19 protein-coding genes are annotated in these 14,418 nt (G+C 70.9%); 17 read left to right on the top strand and 2 right to left on the bottom strand.

The genetic code is table 11. The features are described from left to right. Positions 1–3: 3 nt before the first annotated feature. On the top strand, positions 4–1,029 hold the full coding sequence (locus ABD369_RS21850; protein WP_344638176.1) for an asparaginase: 1,026 nt from the start codon (positions 4–6) through the stop codon (positions 1,027–1,029). After that, complete coding sequence (locus tag ABD369_RS21855) at positions 1,029–1,487, top strand: PPC domain-containing DNA-binding protein (RefSeq protein WP_344638177.1); 459 nt, start codon at positions 1,029–1,031, stop codon at positions 1,485–1,487. The genes ABD369_RS21850 and ABD369_RS21855 overlap by 1 nt, the downstream gene beginning before the upstream one ends. Positions 1,488–1,520: 33 nt before the next feature. Here the strand turns inward: ABD369_RS21855 and ABD369_RS21860 are convergent, their stop codons facing one another. Then, the gene (locus ABD369_RS21860) at positions 1,521–2,591 is read right to left on the bottom strand and encodes an aldo/keto reductase (RefSeq protein ID WP_344638272.1); all 1,071 of its coding nucleotides are present in this window, start codon (positions 2,589–2,591) and stop codon (positions 1,521–1,523) included. Between the two features lie 508 nt (positions 2,592–3,099). On the opposite strand from ABD369_RS21860, the gene ABD369_RS21865 reads away from it, so the two are divergent. The 15 genes from ABD369_RS21865 to ABD369_RS21935 are packed head-to-tail and all read left to right on the top strand — an operon-like array spanning position 3,100 to position 13,021. Further along, complete coding sequence (locus ABD369_RS21865; protein ID WP_344638178.1) at positions 3,100–4,401, top strand: ATP-binding protein; 1,302 nt, start codon at positions 3,100–3,102, stop codon at positions 4,399–4,401. Continuing rightward, positions 4,398–4,820, top strand: coding sequence for a roadblock/LC7 domain-containing protein (locus ABD369_RS21870; RefSeq protein WP_344638179.1), 423 nt, complete (start codon positions 4,398–4,400; stop codon positions 4,818–4,820). Before ABD369_RS21865 ends, ABD369_RS21870 begins: the two co-directional genes overlap by 4 nt. Before the next feature lie 35 nt (positions 4,821–4,855). Next, positions 4,856–5,194 (top strand): DUF742 domain-containing protein, encoded by a 339-nt coding sequence (locus ABD369_RS21875; RefSeq protein WP_344638180.1) that lies wholly within the window; start codon positions 4,856–4,858, stop codon positions 5,192–5,194. Next, entirely contained in the window at positions 5,148–5,753 is a 606-nt protein-coding gene (locus ABD369_RS21880; protein WP_344638181.1) for a GTP-binding protein, read from the top strand. The genes ABD369_RS21875 and ABD369_RS21880 overlap by 47 nt, the downstream gene beginning before the upstream one ends. After that, on the top strand, positions 5,750–7,048 hold the full coding sequence (locus ABD369_RS21885; RefSeq protein ID WP_344638182.1) for a cytochrome P450: 1,299 nt from the start codon (positions 5,750–5,752) through the stop codon (positions 7,046–7,048). The genes ABD369_RS21880 and ABD369_RS21885 overlap by 4 nt, the downstream gene beginning before the upstream one ends. Next, a complete protein-coding gene (locus ABD369_RS21890; RefSeq protein WP_344638183.1) occupies positions 6,955–8,214 on the top strand; it encodes a cytochrome P450 family protein in 1,260 nt (419 codons plus the stop codon). Before ABD369_RS21885 ends, ABD369_RS21890 begins: the two co-directional genes overlap by 94 nt. Positions 8,215–8,222: 8 nt before the next feature. Continuing rightward, a complete protein-coding gene (locus tag ABD369_RS21895; protein WP_344638184.1) occupies positions 8,223–8,678 on the top strand; it encodes a hypothetical protein in 456 nt (151 codons plus the stop codon). A 29-nt stretch (positions 8,679–8,707) separates the two neighbouring features. Continuing rightward, positions 8,708–8,902, top strand: a complete 195-nt coding sequence (locus ABD369_RS21900; RefSeq protein WP_344638185.1) for a DUF5999 family protein — start codon at positions 8,708–8,710, stop codon at positions 8,900–8,902. Further along, positions 8,899–9,774: an SAM-dependent methyltransferase gene (locus ABD369_RS21905; RefSeq protein ID WP_344638186.1), complete on the top strand. Its 876-nt coding sequence runs from the start codon at positions 8,899–8,901 to the stop codon at positions 9,772–9,774. Before ABD369_RS21900 ends, ABD369_RS21905 begins: the two co-directional genes overlap by 4 nt. 9 nt (positions 9,775–9,783) lie before the next feature. Continuing rightward, the gene (locus ABD369_RS21910) at positions 9,784–10,272 is read left to right on the top strand and encodes a hypothetical protein (protein ID WP_344638187.1); all 489 of its coding nucleotides are present in this window, start codon (positions 9,784–9,786) and stop codon (positions 10,270–10,272) included. Further along, positions 10,272–10,478 carry a DUF5999 family protein gene (locus tag ABD369_RS21915; RefSeq protein WP_344638188.1) on the top strand — a complete coding sequence of 69 codons (207 nt, stop codon included), beginning with the start codon at positions 10,272–10,274 and terminating at the stop codon, positions 10,476–10,478. Before ABD369_RS21910 ends, ABD369_RS21915 begins: the two co-directional genes overlap by 1 nt. Continuing rightward, positions 10,475–11,014 carry a hypothetical protein gene (locus ABD369_RS21920; RefSeq protein ID WP_344638189.1) on the top strand — a complete coding sequence of 180 codons (540 nt, stop codon included), beginning with the start codon at positions 10,475–10,477 and terminating at the stop codon, positions 11,012–11,014. The genes ABD369_RS21915 and ABD369_RS21920 overlap by 4 nt, the downstream gene beginning before the upstream one ends. Next, entirely contained in the window at positions 11,011–11,514 is a 504-nt protein-coding gene (locus ABD369_RS21925; RefSeq protein WP_344638190.1) for a hypothetical protein, read from the top strand. Before ABD369_RS21920 ends, ABD369_RS21925 begins: the two co-directional genes overlap by 4 nt. Continuing rightward, positions 11,514–12,425, top strand: coding sequence for a hypothetical protein (locus tag ABD369_RS21930; protein WP_344638191.1), 912 nt, complete (start codon positions 11,514–11,516; stop codon positions 12,423–12,425). The genes ABD369_RS21925 and ABD369_RS21930 overlap by 1 nt, the downstream gene beginning before the upstream one ends. Next, positions 12,404–13,021: an HAD family hydrolase gene (locus ABD369_RS21935; protein ID WP_344638192.1), complete on the top strand. Its 618-nt coding sequence runs from the start codon at positions 12,404–12,406 to the stop codon at positions 13,019–13,021. The genes ABD369_RS21930 and ABD369_RS21935 overlap by 22 nt, the downstream gene beginning before the upstream one ends. On the opposite strand, the gene ABD369_RS21940 is transcribed toward ABD369_RS21935, so the two are convergent. Beyond that, complete coding sequence (locus ABD369_RS21940; protein WP_344638193.1) at positions 13,007–14,293, bottom strand: helix-turn-helix domain-containing protein; 1,287 nt, start codon at positions 14,291–14,293, stop codon at positions 13,007–13,009. The genes ABD369_RS21935 and ABD369_RS21940 overlap by 15 nt on opposite strands. Positions 14,294–14,418: the final 125 nt, after the last annotated feature.

The raw sequence follows: 14,418 nt of genomic DNA on the forward strand, positions 1-14,418 counted from the left end.
CCCGTGCCAGTCGAAACCGATCGCCACACCATCCTGGTCGTCACCCTGGGCGGCACGATCGCCATGACGGCCGCCGATGTCGACGGCGGTGTGCGTCCGGCCCTGAGCGCAGAGGACCTCCTCGCCGCCGTCCCGGGGCTGGACCGTGTCGGTGTCGTCATCGAGACGTGGAACTTCGCCAGCCTGCCCGGCGCCTCCCTGACGATCGACGACATCGCCAGCCTGGCCCAGGGCCTGCACGACCGGCTGGCCGACGGCGCCATCCGCGGGGTGGTCGTCACGCAAGGCACCGACACTCTGGAGGAGACCTCTTACCTGCTGAGCCTGCTCTACTCCGGGGACGCGCCGGTGGTCGTCACCGGCGCGATGCGGCATCCACAGTTGGCCGGCGCCGACGGGCCGGCGAACCTGCTCGCCGCCATCACCACGGCGGCCTCCCCTCACGCGCGCGGGCTCGGCGTGCTCATCGCCTTCAACGACCAGATCCTCGACCCGGACCGGACCCGCAAGACCCACAGCACCAGCACCGCGACCTTCGCCGCACCTGACACCGGCGCACTCGGGCACATCGTCGAAGGACAGGTTCGCCTCCTGGCCGTCCCGGCCCACCGTCCCAGGCCGCTCCCGCTGCCCCTGACCCGCACCGCCAAGGTCGGACTGCTGACCGTCGCTCTCGGTGACGACGGCGAGATGCTCCGCGCGACCCAGGGACGGTTCGATGGCCTGGTCATCGCCGCATTCGGTGTCGGCCACGTTCCTGCGGCCCTGGTCGAACCGCTGGAGGAGACCGCCCTCAAGATTCCCGTCGTCCTTGCCTCCCGGACCGGCTCGGGCAGCACGCACACCTCCACGTACAGCTTCGACGGCTCGGAGAAGGATCTCCTCGCCCGAGGGCTGATCGGTGCCGGCTACCTTGACCCGCTCAAGGCCCGCCTTCTGCTCACCGCCCTGCTGCGCACTGGCGCCGACGACGACGCGATCCGCAAGGCGTTCGCCCCGATCGGCACCAGCGAGGATGGGCGCAGCTGATGCGGCACACCGAGATCACACCGGGCCGGCACTTCGCCCTGGCCTTCGACGACGGCGACGACTTCTTCAGCACGCTCCGGCAGTTCTGCGCCGACCACCAAGTCCGCCAAGGCTTCATTCCCATGTTCCTCGGAGGGTTCCGCCGCGTGCAGCTCGTCGGCGCCTGCGGCCCGCTCACCGACCCGGAGGCTCCGGTGTGGGAGCAGGTGGAGCTGTCCACCGTCGAGGCATTCGGAGCCGGCACCATTGCCCAGCACCCGGATACCGGGGCGTTCGACCCCCACGTCCACCTCGCCGTCGGCCTGAAAGCCCACCGAGCGGTCGGACACGTCAGCCATCTGCTGGGCGGGGAAGTGCAGTTCATCCACGAGATGCTGCTCATCGAGGTCATCGGACCTCAGATGCTGCGCCCACGCCTGGGACCCCACTCGGTGCCGACCTTGACCTTCGGCGATTGACCGCCCCCAGCGTGCCTTCGGGCGGCCCGGCGCTCAGCGCTGCCCGAGCACCGGGCCGACGCCTGCCGCGAGTGAGGACCGCAGCCTGGCATAGACACCACTGACGAGCTCGAGCTCCGCTTCGGTGAGCTGCGTGTCCTGACTCGTCAGATTGCTCTCCACCTGAAGCAGGTCGGTGAAGCCGACCAGGACACCCGCGCCGTGACTGCGCTGGAGGCAGTACCGCAGGGCGACGCTGGCGAGGTGACGCGGGTCCCCGCCGAAGCGCTCGCGCAGCGGGGCGAGCGCTCCGTGGACCAGTTCCAGCGCCGGCTGCTGAAACCAGGGGTGCGCCGAGCGATGGTCTCCGGAGCCGAAGCGGGTCTGAGCGGCAGGGTCGTACTTGCCAGTGAGCAGTCCGTGGGCCAGAGGCGCATGGATGAGCACGGCAGTCCCATGCCGTGCCGCGAAGTCGAAGATGTCCTCGTCGCCGATCATCACCGCGGGCCGCAGCCCGCTGAACTCGGTGAACAGCACATCGGGTTGGAGCCGCTCAAAGACTTGGCCGAACTTGGCGTCCCAGGTGGCATCGCCGCAGCCGGGTCCTCGGCTGATCGGGCTCGGCCCGCACATTCCGAGTGCCCCGGCCCAGCCGGCCGCGCGGAACGAGTGCATGGTCTCGATCGCGTCGTCCAGGAACTCCCGGGCGGGGCCGAACGACAGCGTGTCGAACGACACGATGGCGATGCGATCGTCCCCGACGTTCTGTGCCAACTGCTCCATCTGGTGGCGCATGTGGGTCGGCTGGTAGGCGTTGGGGGCCGTGCCGCGGAACCTGCCGATCCGCACACTGATCTGCAGCTCCTCTCCTTCCGACCCCAGCTCCGCACGCAACCGGCCGAGCAGGCGCTCGGAGTGGCCCAGCCCGTAGAGGTCGGAGGTGTCGAAGAGCCGCACACCCAGCTCCCAAGCCCGGCGAAGCCCGGAGAGGGCCTTCTCATCCGAGGCGGTCGACCATCCGGTCGGCACGCCGTCCGACTCGAAGGGGCCACCGATCGGCCAGCAGCCGATGCCTATCCGGCCGGGCGACATAACAGTGTGCAGGGGCGGAGTGGAGGGGGACACGGTCAACGGGGGCTCGCTCTCATCTGCGTGGACGGGGACGGGCGCCCTCATCAAGGGCAGTCCGGCCGCGGTGACCAGGCGCGGTGCGGCCAGGGCGCAGCGCGCTCCTGGGCGAGGTGGAGGTCGCGAACGCCTGATGCTCACGTTGGCATGGCAAGCGGCCTCGTCGCACCCCGCCAGGCCGTCGTTCAGCCGTCGTTCAGAGGCCATGGACAGTGGCGAACCGTCGACTCTTCGTCCTGAAATGCCGCAATAGAGCAGATTGCCTCCGTCGGTGAGGCGCGCCGAACAACGGCCGAACGACGGTCGTACGGGCTACCGACGACGAGGCGGCAGCGGCACTGTGGACACGCTCAATTGATCAATGCCGCTCGCACCATCACGGATACGCGTCGCGGCTTTCTCGGCCGCTCCCGCATCGCCGAGCACCGCCTACGGCTCCGGAAGAGCCCTCACCTCTGGGACCGCCCCCATGCTGATATCGGATGTCCTCGGCACAGCAGCTGCCGTGACCACCGTGTCGACTACCGGGCTGGCCGCTCTCTGGCTGGCCGCGCGTCGGCGCGCTGCGCTCGCCCTCACCACGAATGGCCGCCTAGAGGAACAGCTCGGCAACGCTGTGCGACAGGTCGCGGCCCTGAAGGAGCAGGGCGAGCTCCACGACGCCGAGCTCCAACACTTCACCTCCGTCCGCCTGCCGGCCTACCTCGCCTTCCTGGCGCACCCGCATGTGCCGGTGCCTGGCCCCCTGCATCCGGCCTCCCAGGGAAAACCCGGCGACGAGCCGTACCAACTCGTGCTCCGTCATATGAGCCAGGCCATCGTGGCGGAGCGTCAGCGCCTGAACTCCGCCGGGCAGGCAGTGCTGCGCGGAGCGGCGCAGCGGGTCCAAGCGATGGGCTACCAGCTGCAGGACCTCCTGGCTAACGCCCAGGAGCGTTTTCCCGACGAGAAGTTCGCCGAGGTGCTGCTGAGCGCCGACGCGCTGAACGAGCAGCTGCTGCGTCGGGTGCAGATCACGGCCGTTGCCTGCGGCGCTCCGCCCGGGCTGCGCCGGGACGACTCGCTGCTGGCCGACCTCGTGGCCGGTGCCCGGTCCCGGGTCCAGGGTTACGAGCGCATCCGCGTGACCAACCACCTTCAGCGGCACCTCGGGGTGGCTGCCCGGGCGGCCGAATCGGTCGCGATCATCCTGGGCGAGCTGATGGCCAACGCCGAGTACTACTCGCCGGCCTCACCGACCGTACCGATCGACGTCAGCCTCCACGAGACCGGCAGCGGTGCCGTCATCGTGGTCGAGGACGCGGGCGTCGGCATGACGATGGACGACTTCACCTTCGCCGAGCAGATGATCTCCGGTGCCCGCCCGGTCCTGCTGACCGAGCTCGGCGATCCACCTCGGACTGGGCTGGTGGCCGTCGGGCTCCTGGGCCGCCCGCTGGGGATCACCGTGACCCTGACCCGCTCCCGCTACAACGGCACCGCCACCACGGTGGTCGTGCCCGGTGATCTGCTCGTGCTCATGGATCCGGTGGCGCAGCCGGCATCCGTGATGGCCCCGATCCCGGTGGCCGCCACGGTCGCCGAGCCCGGGCACACCGAAGCCGGCGAGGTCAGGCCAGGACTCGGGCTGCCGCGCCGCCAGGGCAGGCGCGCCGCCATGCCCGAGCCCGTGCACGGGCCCGCCGGCGTGCGACGACGTGATCCCGAAGTCGTACGCGGCACCTACAGCGGGCTGCAGCGCGGTACGGCCGCGGGCCGCACCACGCTCACCCACGCATCCGACCCGGCAGAGAGGCCGATCCCGTGACCCGAGGTGTTCCGCTCGCCGCCGACGTGTCTCCGTTCGCCGACAGGCTCGCCGCCGTCGCCGGAGTGACGGCCGTGGTGTGCCTTTCCGCTGACGGGCTCCCCCTCGGCGCGTCCATGGGGCTGCCTGACGCCGCCCGAGACCGGACGGCCGCCATGGTCTGCAGTCTGCTCTCCGCCGCGGGCAGTTCTAGCCTGGCGATCAGTCAGGACGAGTGCGGCCGACCGGCCGTCGGGCAGGTGACCGTCGAGTTCGACCGCGGCTACCTGATTGTCATGCCGGCCGGGGAGAACAGCACCCTGGCTGTGCTCACCGCACCGGACGCGGACCTCGGCGTCGTCGCGTACGAGATTGCGCGCAACATCGCCACCTTCAGCACCAGGGCCTACGATGCGCCCGCCCGGACGGCAGCGCCATGACGGGCCGCCAGAGCCGACGTATCGTCCCCCCGTACGTGGCCACCGGCGGCCGCTCCCAAGCCCGGCACGACCTGGACCAGCTGACGTTCCTGCGCGTGCGCACCGGAGCGCAGGCACCCACCGGTCTCGACCCCCCTCACCGGCATCTGCTGAACGCCTTGGGTGGACCGGGCATGGCGCTGGCCGAGGCCGCCGCCGTCCTCCGCCTGCCGGTGGCGGTGGTGCGGGTGCTGGCGGGCGATCTGGTGGACGCCGTGCTGATCGAAGCGCACGCCCCGATCCTGCGCACGGACGCTCCCGACGTGGAAATCCTGGAAAGGGTCCTGGATGCTCTTCGAACCGCCGAGCTCGGCGCCCGCCAGCCGTCCGGCTGACGTGCCGGACATGCTCAAGGTGCTGGTCGTCGGCGGCTTCGGGGTCGGCAAGACCACCTTCATCACCACGGTGTCCGAGATCGCACCCGCGTACACCGAGGAGCGGATGACACAGGCCGGCCAGATCGTCGACCGGCTCGAGGACGTCCCGCACAAGACCACCACCACGGTGACCACCGACTTCGGTCGGCGCACTGTCGGGGACGGGCTGATCCTCTACCTCTTCGGCGCGCCCGGCCAGCAGCGGTTCCGCGAGCTGTGGGCTGACACGGCTCGCGGCGCAGCAGGCGTGCTGGTTCTGGTCGACACGCGGCGGCTGGGCGAGTCCTTCGAGGCGTTCGACGCCGTGGAGGACAGCAACCTGCCGTTCGTCGTGGCGGTCAACCGCTTCCCCGGGAGCGAGCCTGTGTCCGACGAGGTCCTGCTCGACCACCTCGGACTACCGCCCGCGACCCCGCTCATCGTGTGCGACGCCCGCGACCTCGCCAGCTCCCTGCGGGCACTGATCGCCCTGACCACCCACCTGATCGCCCTCGCTACCAGGACAAGCCGCCCATGACTGCCACCCCTCTGGCCGCGTTGCACGGGCCGGACTTCGCCCGTGACCCGCAGGCACTGTACGACTGGCTGCGCCTGCACGGCCCCGTCGTCCCGGTCGAGATCGCCCCCGGAATCCCCGCCTACCTGGTGATCGGCTACTGGGCGGCCCGCGAGGTCCTCCAGAACCCCGACATCTGGTCGAAAGACCCGACGATCTGGGCAGGCGGCCTGCCCCCCGACTCGCCGGTCCTGGGCATGCTCGGGCCCCGGCCCAACGCGCTGTTTGCCGACGGGCAGCAGCACGCACGCTACCGACGGGTCGTCACCGACTGCTTGGCCCGGATCGAGCCGCACCGGCTGCGCGACCTCGTGCACCAGGTCGCAGATAGCCTGATCGCCGAGTTCTCCGGCACCGGCACCGCCGACCTCGTCGGCCAGTACGCCCGCCAGCTCCCCCTGATCATCTTCAACCACCTGTTCGGCATGCCGGACGAGCGCGCACCCCAGCTCGTACGGGCACTGGCCGGCCTCATCGAAGCGACACGGGAGCAGGCCGCCCGGGCGACCGCCGACTTCGAGCAGTACCTGGCCGAACTGCTCTCCGCCAAGAAGGCGCAGCGCGGCAACGATCTGCCGTCGTGGCTCCTCGACCATCCTCTCGGACTGACCGAGGTCGAGGTCTTCCACCACATCGTCCTGCTGGTCGGCGCCGGCAACGAGCCGACCACCAACCTGATCTCCAACGCCCTGTCGCGGATGCTCTCCGACGACCGCTACTACAGCACCCTGGCCGGCGGAGCGCTGACCACCAGGCACGCTCTCGAGGACGTGCTGCGCAACGAACCGCCGATGGCGAACTACGGCGCTCACTACCCGCTGCGTGACACCGACCTTCACGGGACGCGCATCCCCGCCCGCCAGCTCGTGCTGGTCAGCTACGCGGCTGCGAACACCGACCCCGCCGGCCTGGACCGCAACCCGCTGGTCAACGGCGGCGCGCACCTGGCATGGTCGGCCGGCCCGCACACCTGCCCGGCCCAGAGCCCCGCAGTGATCATCGCCTCCACCGCGGTCGAGGACCTCACCAGCGCCCTGCCTGACCTTGAGCTCGCCGTTGCCCGCACAGACCTCGAGTGGCGCCCAGGCCCATTCCACCGCGCCCTGCACAGCCTGCCCGTCCACTTCACCCCCATCGCCCCCTCCAGCCGAGGAGCCCAACTGTGGCCCAGCATCGCATCCCGATCGACCCGACCGGCAGCGACCTTGCCGCTGAGGCCGCCCACCTCCGCGGCCTGGGCACCGCCGTCCCGGTAGAGCTGCCCGGCGGCATCCATGCCTGGGCGATCACCCGCCACCAGGCGCTGGCCGACCTCCTCCTCGACGAGAACATCAGCAAGGACCCCGCGCACTGGACGGCGTGGACCAGCGGAGAGATCGCCAGCAACCCCTCCGCCGCGTGGATCTACAACTGGGTCGGCGTCAAGAACATGTTCACCGCCTACGGCCCCGAGCACCGGCGGCTGCGCCGCCTGGTCCAGCCCGCGTTCACCGCCCGCCGGACGGCCGAACTCCAGCCCCGCATCGAGGAGATCACCCTCGCGCTGCTCGCCGACATGCACGCGAAGCCCGACGACGAGCCGGTCGACCTGCGCGCCGCCTTCGCGCACCCGCTGCCGATGGCCGTCATCAGCGAGCTTTTCGGGCTCGACGCGGGCGAGCGCACGGAGGTCGCCGGCTTCATCGAGCTGATCATGGACACCACCACCCCCCAGGAGAAGGCCGCCGCCGTACTCGGCCAGACCCGCGAGGCGCTCGCGCACCTGGTCGCCCGCAAGCGCCGCCAGCCGGGCCAGGACCTGACGAGCGCGCTGATAGCCGCCCGCGACGACCAGGACAAGCTCAGCGAAGCCGAACTCGTCGACACCCTGATCCTCATCCTGGGCGCCGGACACGAGACCACCGTGAACCTGATCGGCAACGCCGTCGTCGCGCTGCTCCAGCACCCCGACCAGCTCACCCTGCTCCTGGACGGCAAGGTGGAATGGAGCAGCGCCATCGAGGAGACCCTGCGATGGGCCCCGCCCATCGCCAACCTGCCCATGCGCTACGCCATCGAGCCCGTCACCGTGGACGGCACCCGCATCGGCAGCGGCGAGGCGATCCTGACCTCCTACGCGGCTGCCGGCTGGGATCCCGAGCACCACGGGCCCGACGCCCACCTGTTCGACATCACCCGTGAGCCCAGCGACCACCTCGCCTTCGGCCATGGCGTCCACCGCTGCATCGGTGCCCCCCTGGCCCGCGCCGAGGCCGGCATCGCGCTGCCCGCCCTCTTCGCCGCATTCCCCGACATGCGCCTGACCGGCGACGGCCTCGACCACGTGCCCAGCTTCATCGGCCACGGCCACCGCAAACCGCTCCTCCACCTGCACGGCGCCCACCCCACCCGCCCTGCCGGGATGAAGGCGCAGCTCCGATGAGACGGCCGGTGCGGACCGACGACGACTCCGACGCGATCGAGGACGAGTACGCCCTCCTCCCGTTCTGGGTTCCGCGCGTCGAGACGACCCGAATCCCCACCGGCCGCCACTGGGCCGCGGTCCGCGTCACCGCGGCGGACGCCGAGAAGGCCCACCGGCTGCTCGGCCCTGACAGCGGACCGGTCATCGCCAACCCGTACGCCGGCGTGTGGTTCTTCCTCCTGGACGACCTCGGCGCCACCTGGGAGCCCACCCGCACCGCCCGGCTCCTGCGCGAGGGCACGCTCATCGCGGTTCACCAGGGCCACGTGCGCCACGGGCGGGACGTGCACTGGGCCGTCCCGCCGGGCCTTGGCAGCACGCTCGCCGACGATCTCCGAGCCGCCCTCGACGGCAAACCCCCGCCGCGCCGTTGGCCACCAGCACGTTCCTCCGGCCAGCCAGGCCACCGCCTCGCGTCGTAGAACCAGCCCACCGAATCGAGACCCGCCGCATGTGCCAGCACAAGCCAACCTGCCCGTCGGCCGACGATGACGCCCGGCTGGCCGCCGTCCCGGTCACCGCTCGCCCCGAGCAGGGCTGGAGCCTGCTCTGCAACAGAGTCGTCGTCTTCGACGACACCGGCGCGCTGCTGCCCAGCGGCAAGAGCATCGCCCCGTACCGACCCGAGCCGGTCGCAGCGGCGTGAACACCACACACCTGCCACCACCGGCGAGGACGCCATGGGGAGCCGTCATCCCCGACCCGGGGGACGACCAGGCCGCGGGCCCGGACTTCAGCCGCGCGTCGTCGGCCCGGCTGACGAACTACCTGCTCGGCGGGCAGTCCCACCTGGCCGCCGACCGGAAGCTCGGCGACGCCCTGCTCACCGCCGCCCCCGACCGGGCCGCCGAGCAGACCGCCGTGGCCTGCCGGGCGTTCATGGCCACCACCACCGTCCACCTGGCCAGCATCGGCGTGCGCCAGTTCGTGGATCTCGGCTGCGGGCTGCCCGCGCCGAGCTGGCGCAAGGACACCCCTGAGCTCCACCAACTCGTCCACGAGTGTGCCGAGGACGCCCGGGTGCTCTACGTCGACATCGACCCGACCGTGATGACCCACGCCCGGGCCCTGCTCCGCGGTGCGCGCCCCGGCACCGTCGGACACCTGGAGGCCGACCTCACCGCGCCCGCGAAGGTCCTGACGAGCCCGGAACTGGCGGGCGCTATTGATCTGAAGGCACCAGTAGCGGTGAGCCTTCACGACGTGCTGCACCTGATCCCGGACCACCTCGCCTACCCGGCGGTGGAGGCCTACAAGCAGGCCCTGCCCTCCGGCAGCACCCTGACGATCAGCCACCAGGGCGGCGACAGCGCCCAACTGATGTCGGCGGCCTACCGGAGCGCAGAGGTGCGCTACCACCCACGCGGCCGCGACGAAGTGGCCCGCTTCTTCGACGGCTGGGAGCTGACCGGGCCCGGCGTCGCCCCGGTCTCGGAGTGGCCGTCCTCCTTGAGTCCCGACCGTTCGCAGGCGCTGCGCCGGGCCGGCGCCTACGCCGCAATCGCCCGGAAGCCATAGGAGGGCACCGTGCGACCACGCGAAACCGCCGCGCGGCTCCCTGCCGGGGCTTCGTTCCCGCACCGGCCCGTGTGGGTGCCGGCCCACACCATCCGGCTCTATTGCGGCCGCGACTTCGAAGCGCTGCGGTGCAACGAGGAGGAGGCGGACAAGGTGCTCGCCGCGATCGCCCCGAACTGCGGGCCGGTGATCACCTCGGCGCTCGGCTACAGCGATCTTCTCCTCCCGCCCGGGGAGCACTTCCGTCAGGACGTGCCTCGGGCCGATGGGGTCCGGATGATGCCGCCCGGCACGCAGATCGACGTGCCGCCCCTGACGGCCACCAGCGCCGATGGCCTGTACTGGCGGGTCCGCCCGGGAGTCGGCTCCACCTCGCTGGCCGCCGTCGCCGTCGCCCTGCGGCCGCCCGCAGTGCCGCGTCCCCAGACGGGTCCTGCCATTCCTCCCAGCCCACACCTCTCGCCTCTCCTCGGCCCGATCGCCCGAAGGATCACGTGATGCCCCGAACTCCCGGTCAGCCAGGACGCAGCACCTTGTCCCAGTACGACGCCCGGTGCCTGGGCGGCCGACGAGCTCAGCTCACTGCCCGCAGGCAGGGCTGGGGACGGCTCAAGAACGGCACGCGGGTCTTCGACGCCGGGGGCACTCTGGGACCCGATGGCCAGGTCATGCCCGCCATGCACGAGCGGGCGGTGACCGCGTGAGCACCGTCGCCTTGGTTCGTGCACTGACCGGCTTCTCCCGCGTCGTATCAACCGCGCCCCGCCTCACCAGCCAGGAGCTGGACACCCTCACGGGCGGCCCAGACGATCACGATCGGTTCGCCAACTGGCTCGCCACAGCCTCGCCCAGCGTGGTTGGAGCCGGCGCCGAGCCGTGGTCGGACCGCACCATGCTGGCCGAGATCGACGGCACGGGCCGGTTCGAGGTAGTGCGCCTGCTCACCCCGGTCGCCACCGCCGCGATCGCCCGGCTGCTGCAGGCGGGCGACCCCGTAGGCCCGATCCTGGCCAACCGCCCACGCCAGTGCTTCGAGTTGCTGTGCGACCCTGGCACCACCGACGACCCCGCGCTGTACGGCGCCGTCCGCTCAGGCCTCACCCTTGTATGCCCGCGCCCCGGCCGCACAGCCCGCGGCCGGTACTGGCTGTCGGTGCCTCAACCCGGACTGCTCACCCGGCCCGCCAACCTTGTTCGGGCGCTGCTCACGGACGCCCCGATACTGGGCGATGCGGAATGACTGGCCCCGCGTACCCCCCCGAGGCCACCGTCCTCGACAGCGCCACCCGCGCTATGGAGGTCGCGAACGAGTGCCAGCTGCCGGTGGCGCTGCTGGCCTCCGCCGACACGCGCTGCAACGGCGCCAACGTCGTGGACCTCACCGGACCGGCGTTCACCGCCTGCGGGTACGAGGACGGCAGCCACACTGAGGTCCACCGCCTTCCGGCCGCCACCGTCCGCTGCGAGTCACGCCGGAACCGGTTCACCCAGGCGGTACTCGCCGCGACCCTGCCCAACGGACAGGTCGACTCGGACGCCTACAGCGTCTTCGTCCGCGGCCGGCTCCAGGACGCCACGGTGAGCGCCGACGGGACGTGGCGAGCGTTCGCGACAGTCGTGAACGGAAGTTGGCTGGTGCTGGCAGTCGTGCCCGACCCCGCTGGCAAGGGCACCGCGCCGAACCTCCGTCTCATCCACCCCACCGCCCCGGCCGGTGCCCAAGAGAAAGGTGCCGTGTGATGGCCCAGACCCGGATGTTCGCCGCGGCCGCGAGCACCGGCGGCACGACGCTCATCCTCGACCCGACGACTGGTGCCGCCCACCAATGCCCGCAACCGGTAACCACCGGCCGAGCCGCCATGGACCACCAGCAGGTCACCGCCTGGGCCGAAGACAAGCAGACACCGATGCTCGCCATCAGCGGCGCCAGTCAGCTCTTCATCGACCAGCACCGGGTCCAGCAGTACCTCACCCGGGCCGGCATCGTCGCCGTGAACCTGCTCGCCGACCGCCTGGACAACGACCTCGTCCGCCTGGCCCAGCGCCTTAACCGCGAAGACGGGCTGCTGGTGACCGTGACGACCAACCAACCCGGCCTGCCGCGACTCGCCGACGCCCTCGCCAGGACCGTCCACGCCCTCCGGGTGCGGCTGCACGCACCCACCGAGAGCGAGCACGACCGGCTGACCCTGCCCCACCAGGGGACCTACCAGCAGTCGCTGAGTGGAATCAGGGCAGCGGTCGACGCCGGCGTGCCCGTCCAACTCCTGGTCGAGGCCCCGCCGCCCAGCCCCAGGGACGCCGCCCGAGCGGCGTTCGCGGTGGCCGCCGCCCACCGCGCCCTCCAGCTCCAGGTGAGCGGTCTCACCCTGCTGCCGCGCCCCGGCAGCGCCGCCCGTCCGGTCAGCCGCGTCGGCTGGCGCGAACCGGCAGGCCGGACATGGCTGCTGCGCCAGGTCCGCACCGCTGACCTGCCCGTCCCGACCCGGGTCGGCATCGGCCGCGCAGAGAGGGCGATGCCCAGCCTGGACGCCGTGGCCGCGTTCATCGCGGACGAGCTCCGGTATCACGCATGGTCAGTTCCGCTGGCTGGCCGCCACGATCGCGTGCTGACCCGTAGGCTTCGGGGATGGCAGCGTACCGTGGCGTGATCTTCGACTTCTTCGGTGTCCTGACCTTCAACATGGTCGAGGTCATCACCGGTTTCGAGACTCGGGAGGGGATTGCCAGCGGCACCTTCCTGCGTGCCTGGGCCGATCCGCGGGGCCAGGAGCTCTTCCGGCAGCTCGAGTTGGGTCGGATCACCCAGGCCGAATGGAACACAGACTTCGGCGCGCTGATGGGCGTCCCGCCGAAGGACTTGCTCGCCCGATACCTGCACGACGCCTTCCCGGTCTACCCGGTCATCGAGGTAGCTCGTCAAGCACGGGCCGCCGGTATCAGGACGGCGGTGTTGTCGAACAGTCTTGGGCGGGAGCCCTACGACCCGTATGCCGGCTTCGACCTGCACGGCACCTTCGACGAGGTGGTGCTGTCCGCAGAGCACGGAGTCCGCAAGCCTGACCCGGCGGTCTTCCGACTGACGCTCGGCAAGCTCGGCCTGCCGGCCGAGGAGTGCCTGTTCGTCGACGACAGCGAGGAGAATCTGGCTGCCGCTGCCGAACTGGGCCTTACCCCCGTGCTCGGCCTTGACGAGAAGGTGGTCGTCAGGCATCTGCGCGAGCTGCTGCGCCTACCCGGCCTCTAGGAAGTCGCGAATGGCGGGGTAAGCCGCGTGCTGGGCGAGCTTCTCCCGTAGGCCCTTCAGCTGGGAGGCCGAACGCACGGAGTCGACAGAGCCGAGGCAGGCCGCCGCGTGGCGTGCGGTGGCCACGGCGCCGTCCAGGTCGTCCAGCGCGAGATGCGCTTCCGCGGCCCGCGCGAGGTAGATGGCATGGCTGCGGGGATACTCCTCGTCGCCCGGATACGACGCCTCCATGCCGGCCTCAAACCGCCGCAGTGCCTCGGCCGGGTCGCCCAGTTCTAGGGCGGACGAGCCAGCGATCATCTCGATCTCGCCGTAATCCACCCAGTAGAGAGTCTTCGGGTCGTTGTCCCGACGCCCCTTGTCCAGGGCCGCCCGAGCAAGGTGGAGCTGATGCGCGGTCTCCTTCTTCGCGCCCGTCTTCGAGAGCGCGCGCGCCGTACGGGCGGCCAGCATGGCCTCCATGCGCGGAGTCCCGATGCCCTTGACCTGGGTGCGCGCAGTGTCGAGGAGAGCGACAGCCCGGCCGGCCTCATGAGCGGTGGAGTAGCACTGGACGGCGGCGAAACTCAGGGTGTAGGCCCCGCTTATCGGATCTCCCGCCTCGGCGGACGCCCGTAGCGAGGCGTCGAAGAAGCGCTGGGCGATTCCGGCGCGGTCCTGGTCGAAGGCGGCCCAGGCGACTTGGCGAGCCGCCTCTGCCGCGATCGAGTGCAGGCGGCCGAGCCCGGCGCTGGTGTAGCGCCGGGTCTTGATCAGCTTCACTGCCAGGGACAGCTCGCTGCGGGCGAGCTGGTAGACCTCGCCGCTGCCGAGTTCGTCGTCGAGGCGGCGCAGATGGTCCAGCCGGTCGTCCATGTGGGCCAGCAGGGCCGGGCTGCTCGGCAGGCCCGCAGGCGTCCGGGCAGGTCGCGACTCAAGTGCCGCGGCCCAACTACTTGCTGAAGCGGACAGTGCGAGACCTGCCGCGAGGAACCCTCTGCGATCCACCCCGCTCCCATCTACCAAATCGGTGAGGACCGACAGGGTTTCGTCCGTCGTCCACGGGGCGCTCCTGCCGGTCGCGGAGGCAGCCGCCAACCTGCTGGCGAACGCCCCACCGGTACGCAGCACCCGGTCGTAGGCAGCCGCCACGTCCGCGGTCACCGAACGGTTGCCGTTCTCAACGTTGCGAAGGTGCGCCTCGCCGTAGCCGGCCTCGCGGGCGAACCTCGCCCAGACCATGCCGAAAGCCCTGCGAGCCTCCCGCATATCGTCCCGAAGCTGGTTGGACATCGGCGGTGGCTCCTCGGAACTGAATCGGTAGTGAATCGGTGCACGCCATTGTTCCCCGGCCGCTGGCGGTGTGTGCTCGGTTCGGCACAGATCGCAACTGTTCCCGCCTCATGACGAGCGCGGGC

The sequence above is a fragment of the Kitasatospora cystarginea genome (assembly GCF_039533515.1).
GTDB classification, from domain to species: Bacteria; Actinomycetota; Actinomycetes; order Streptomycetales; family Streptomycetaceae; genus Kitasatospora; species Kitasatospora cystarginea.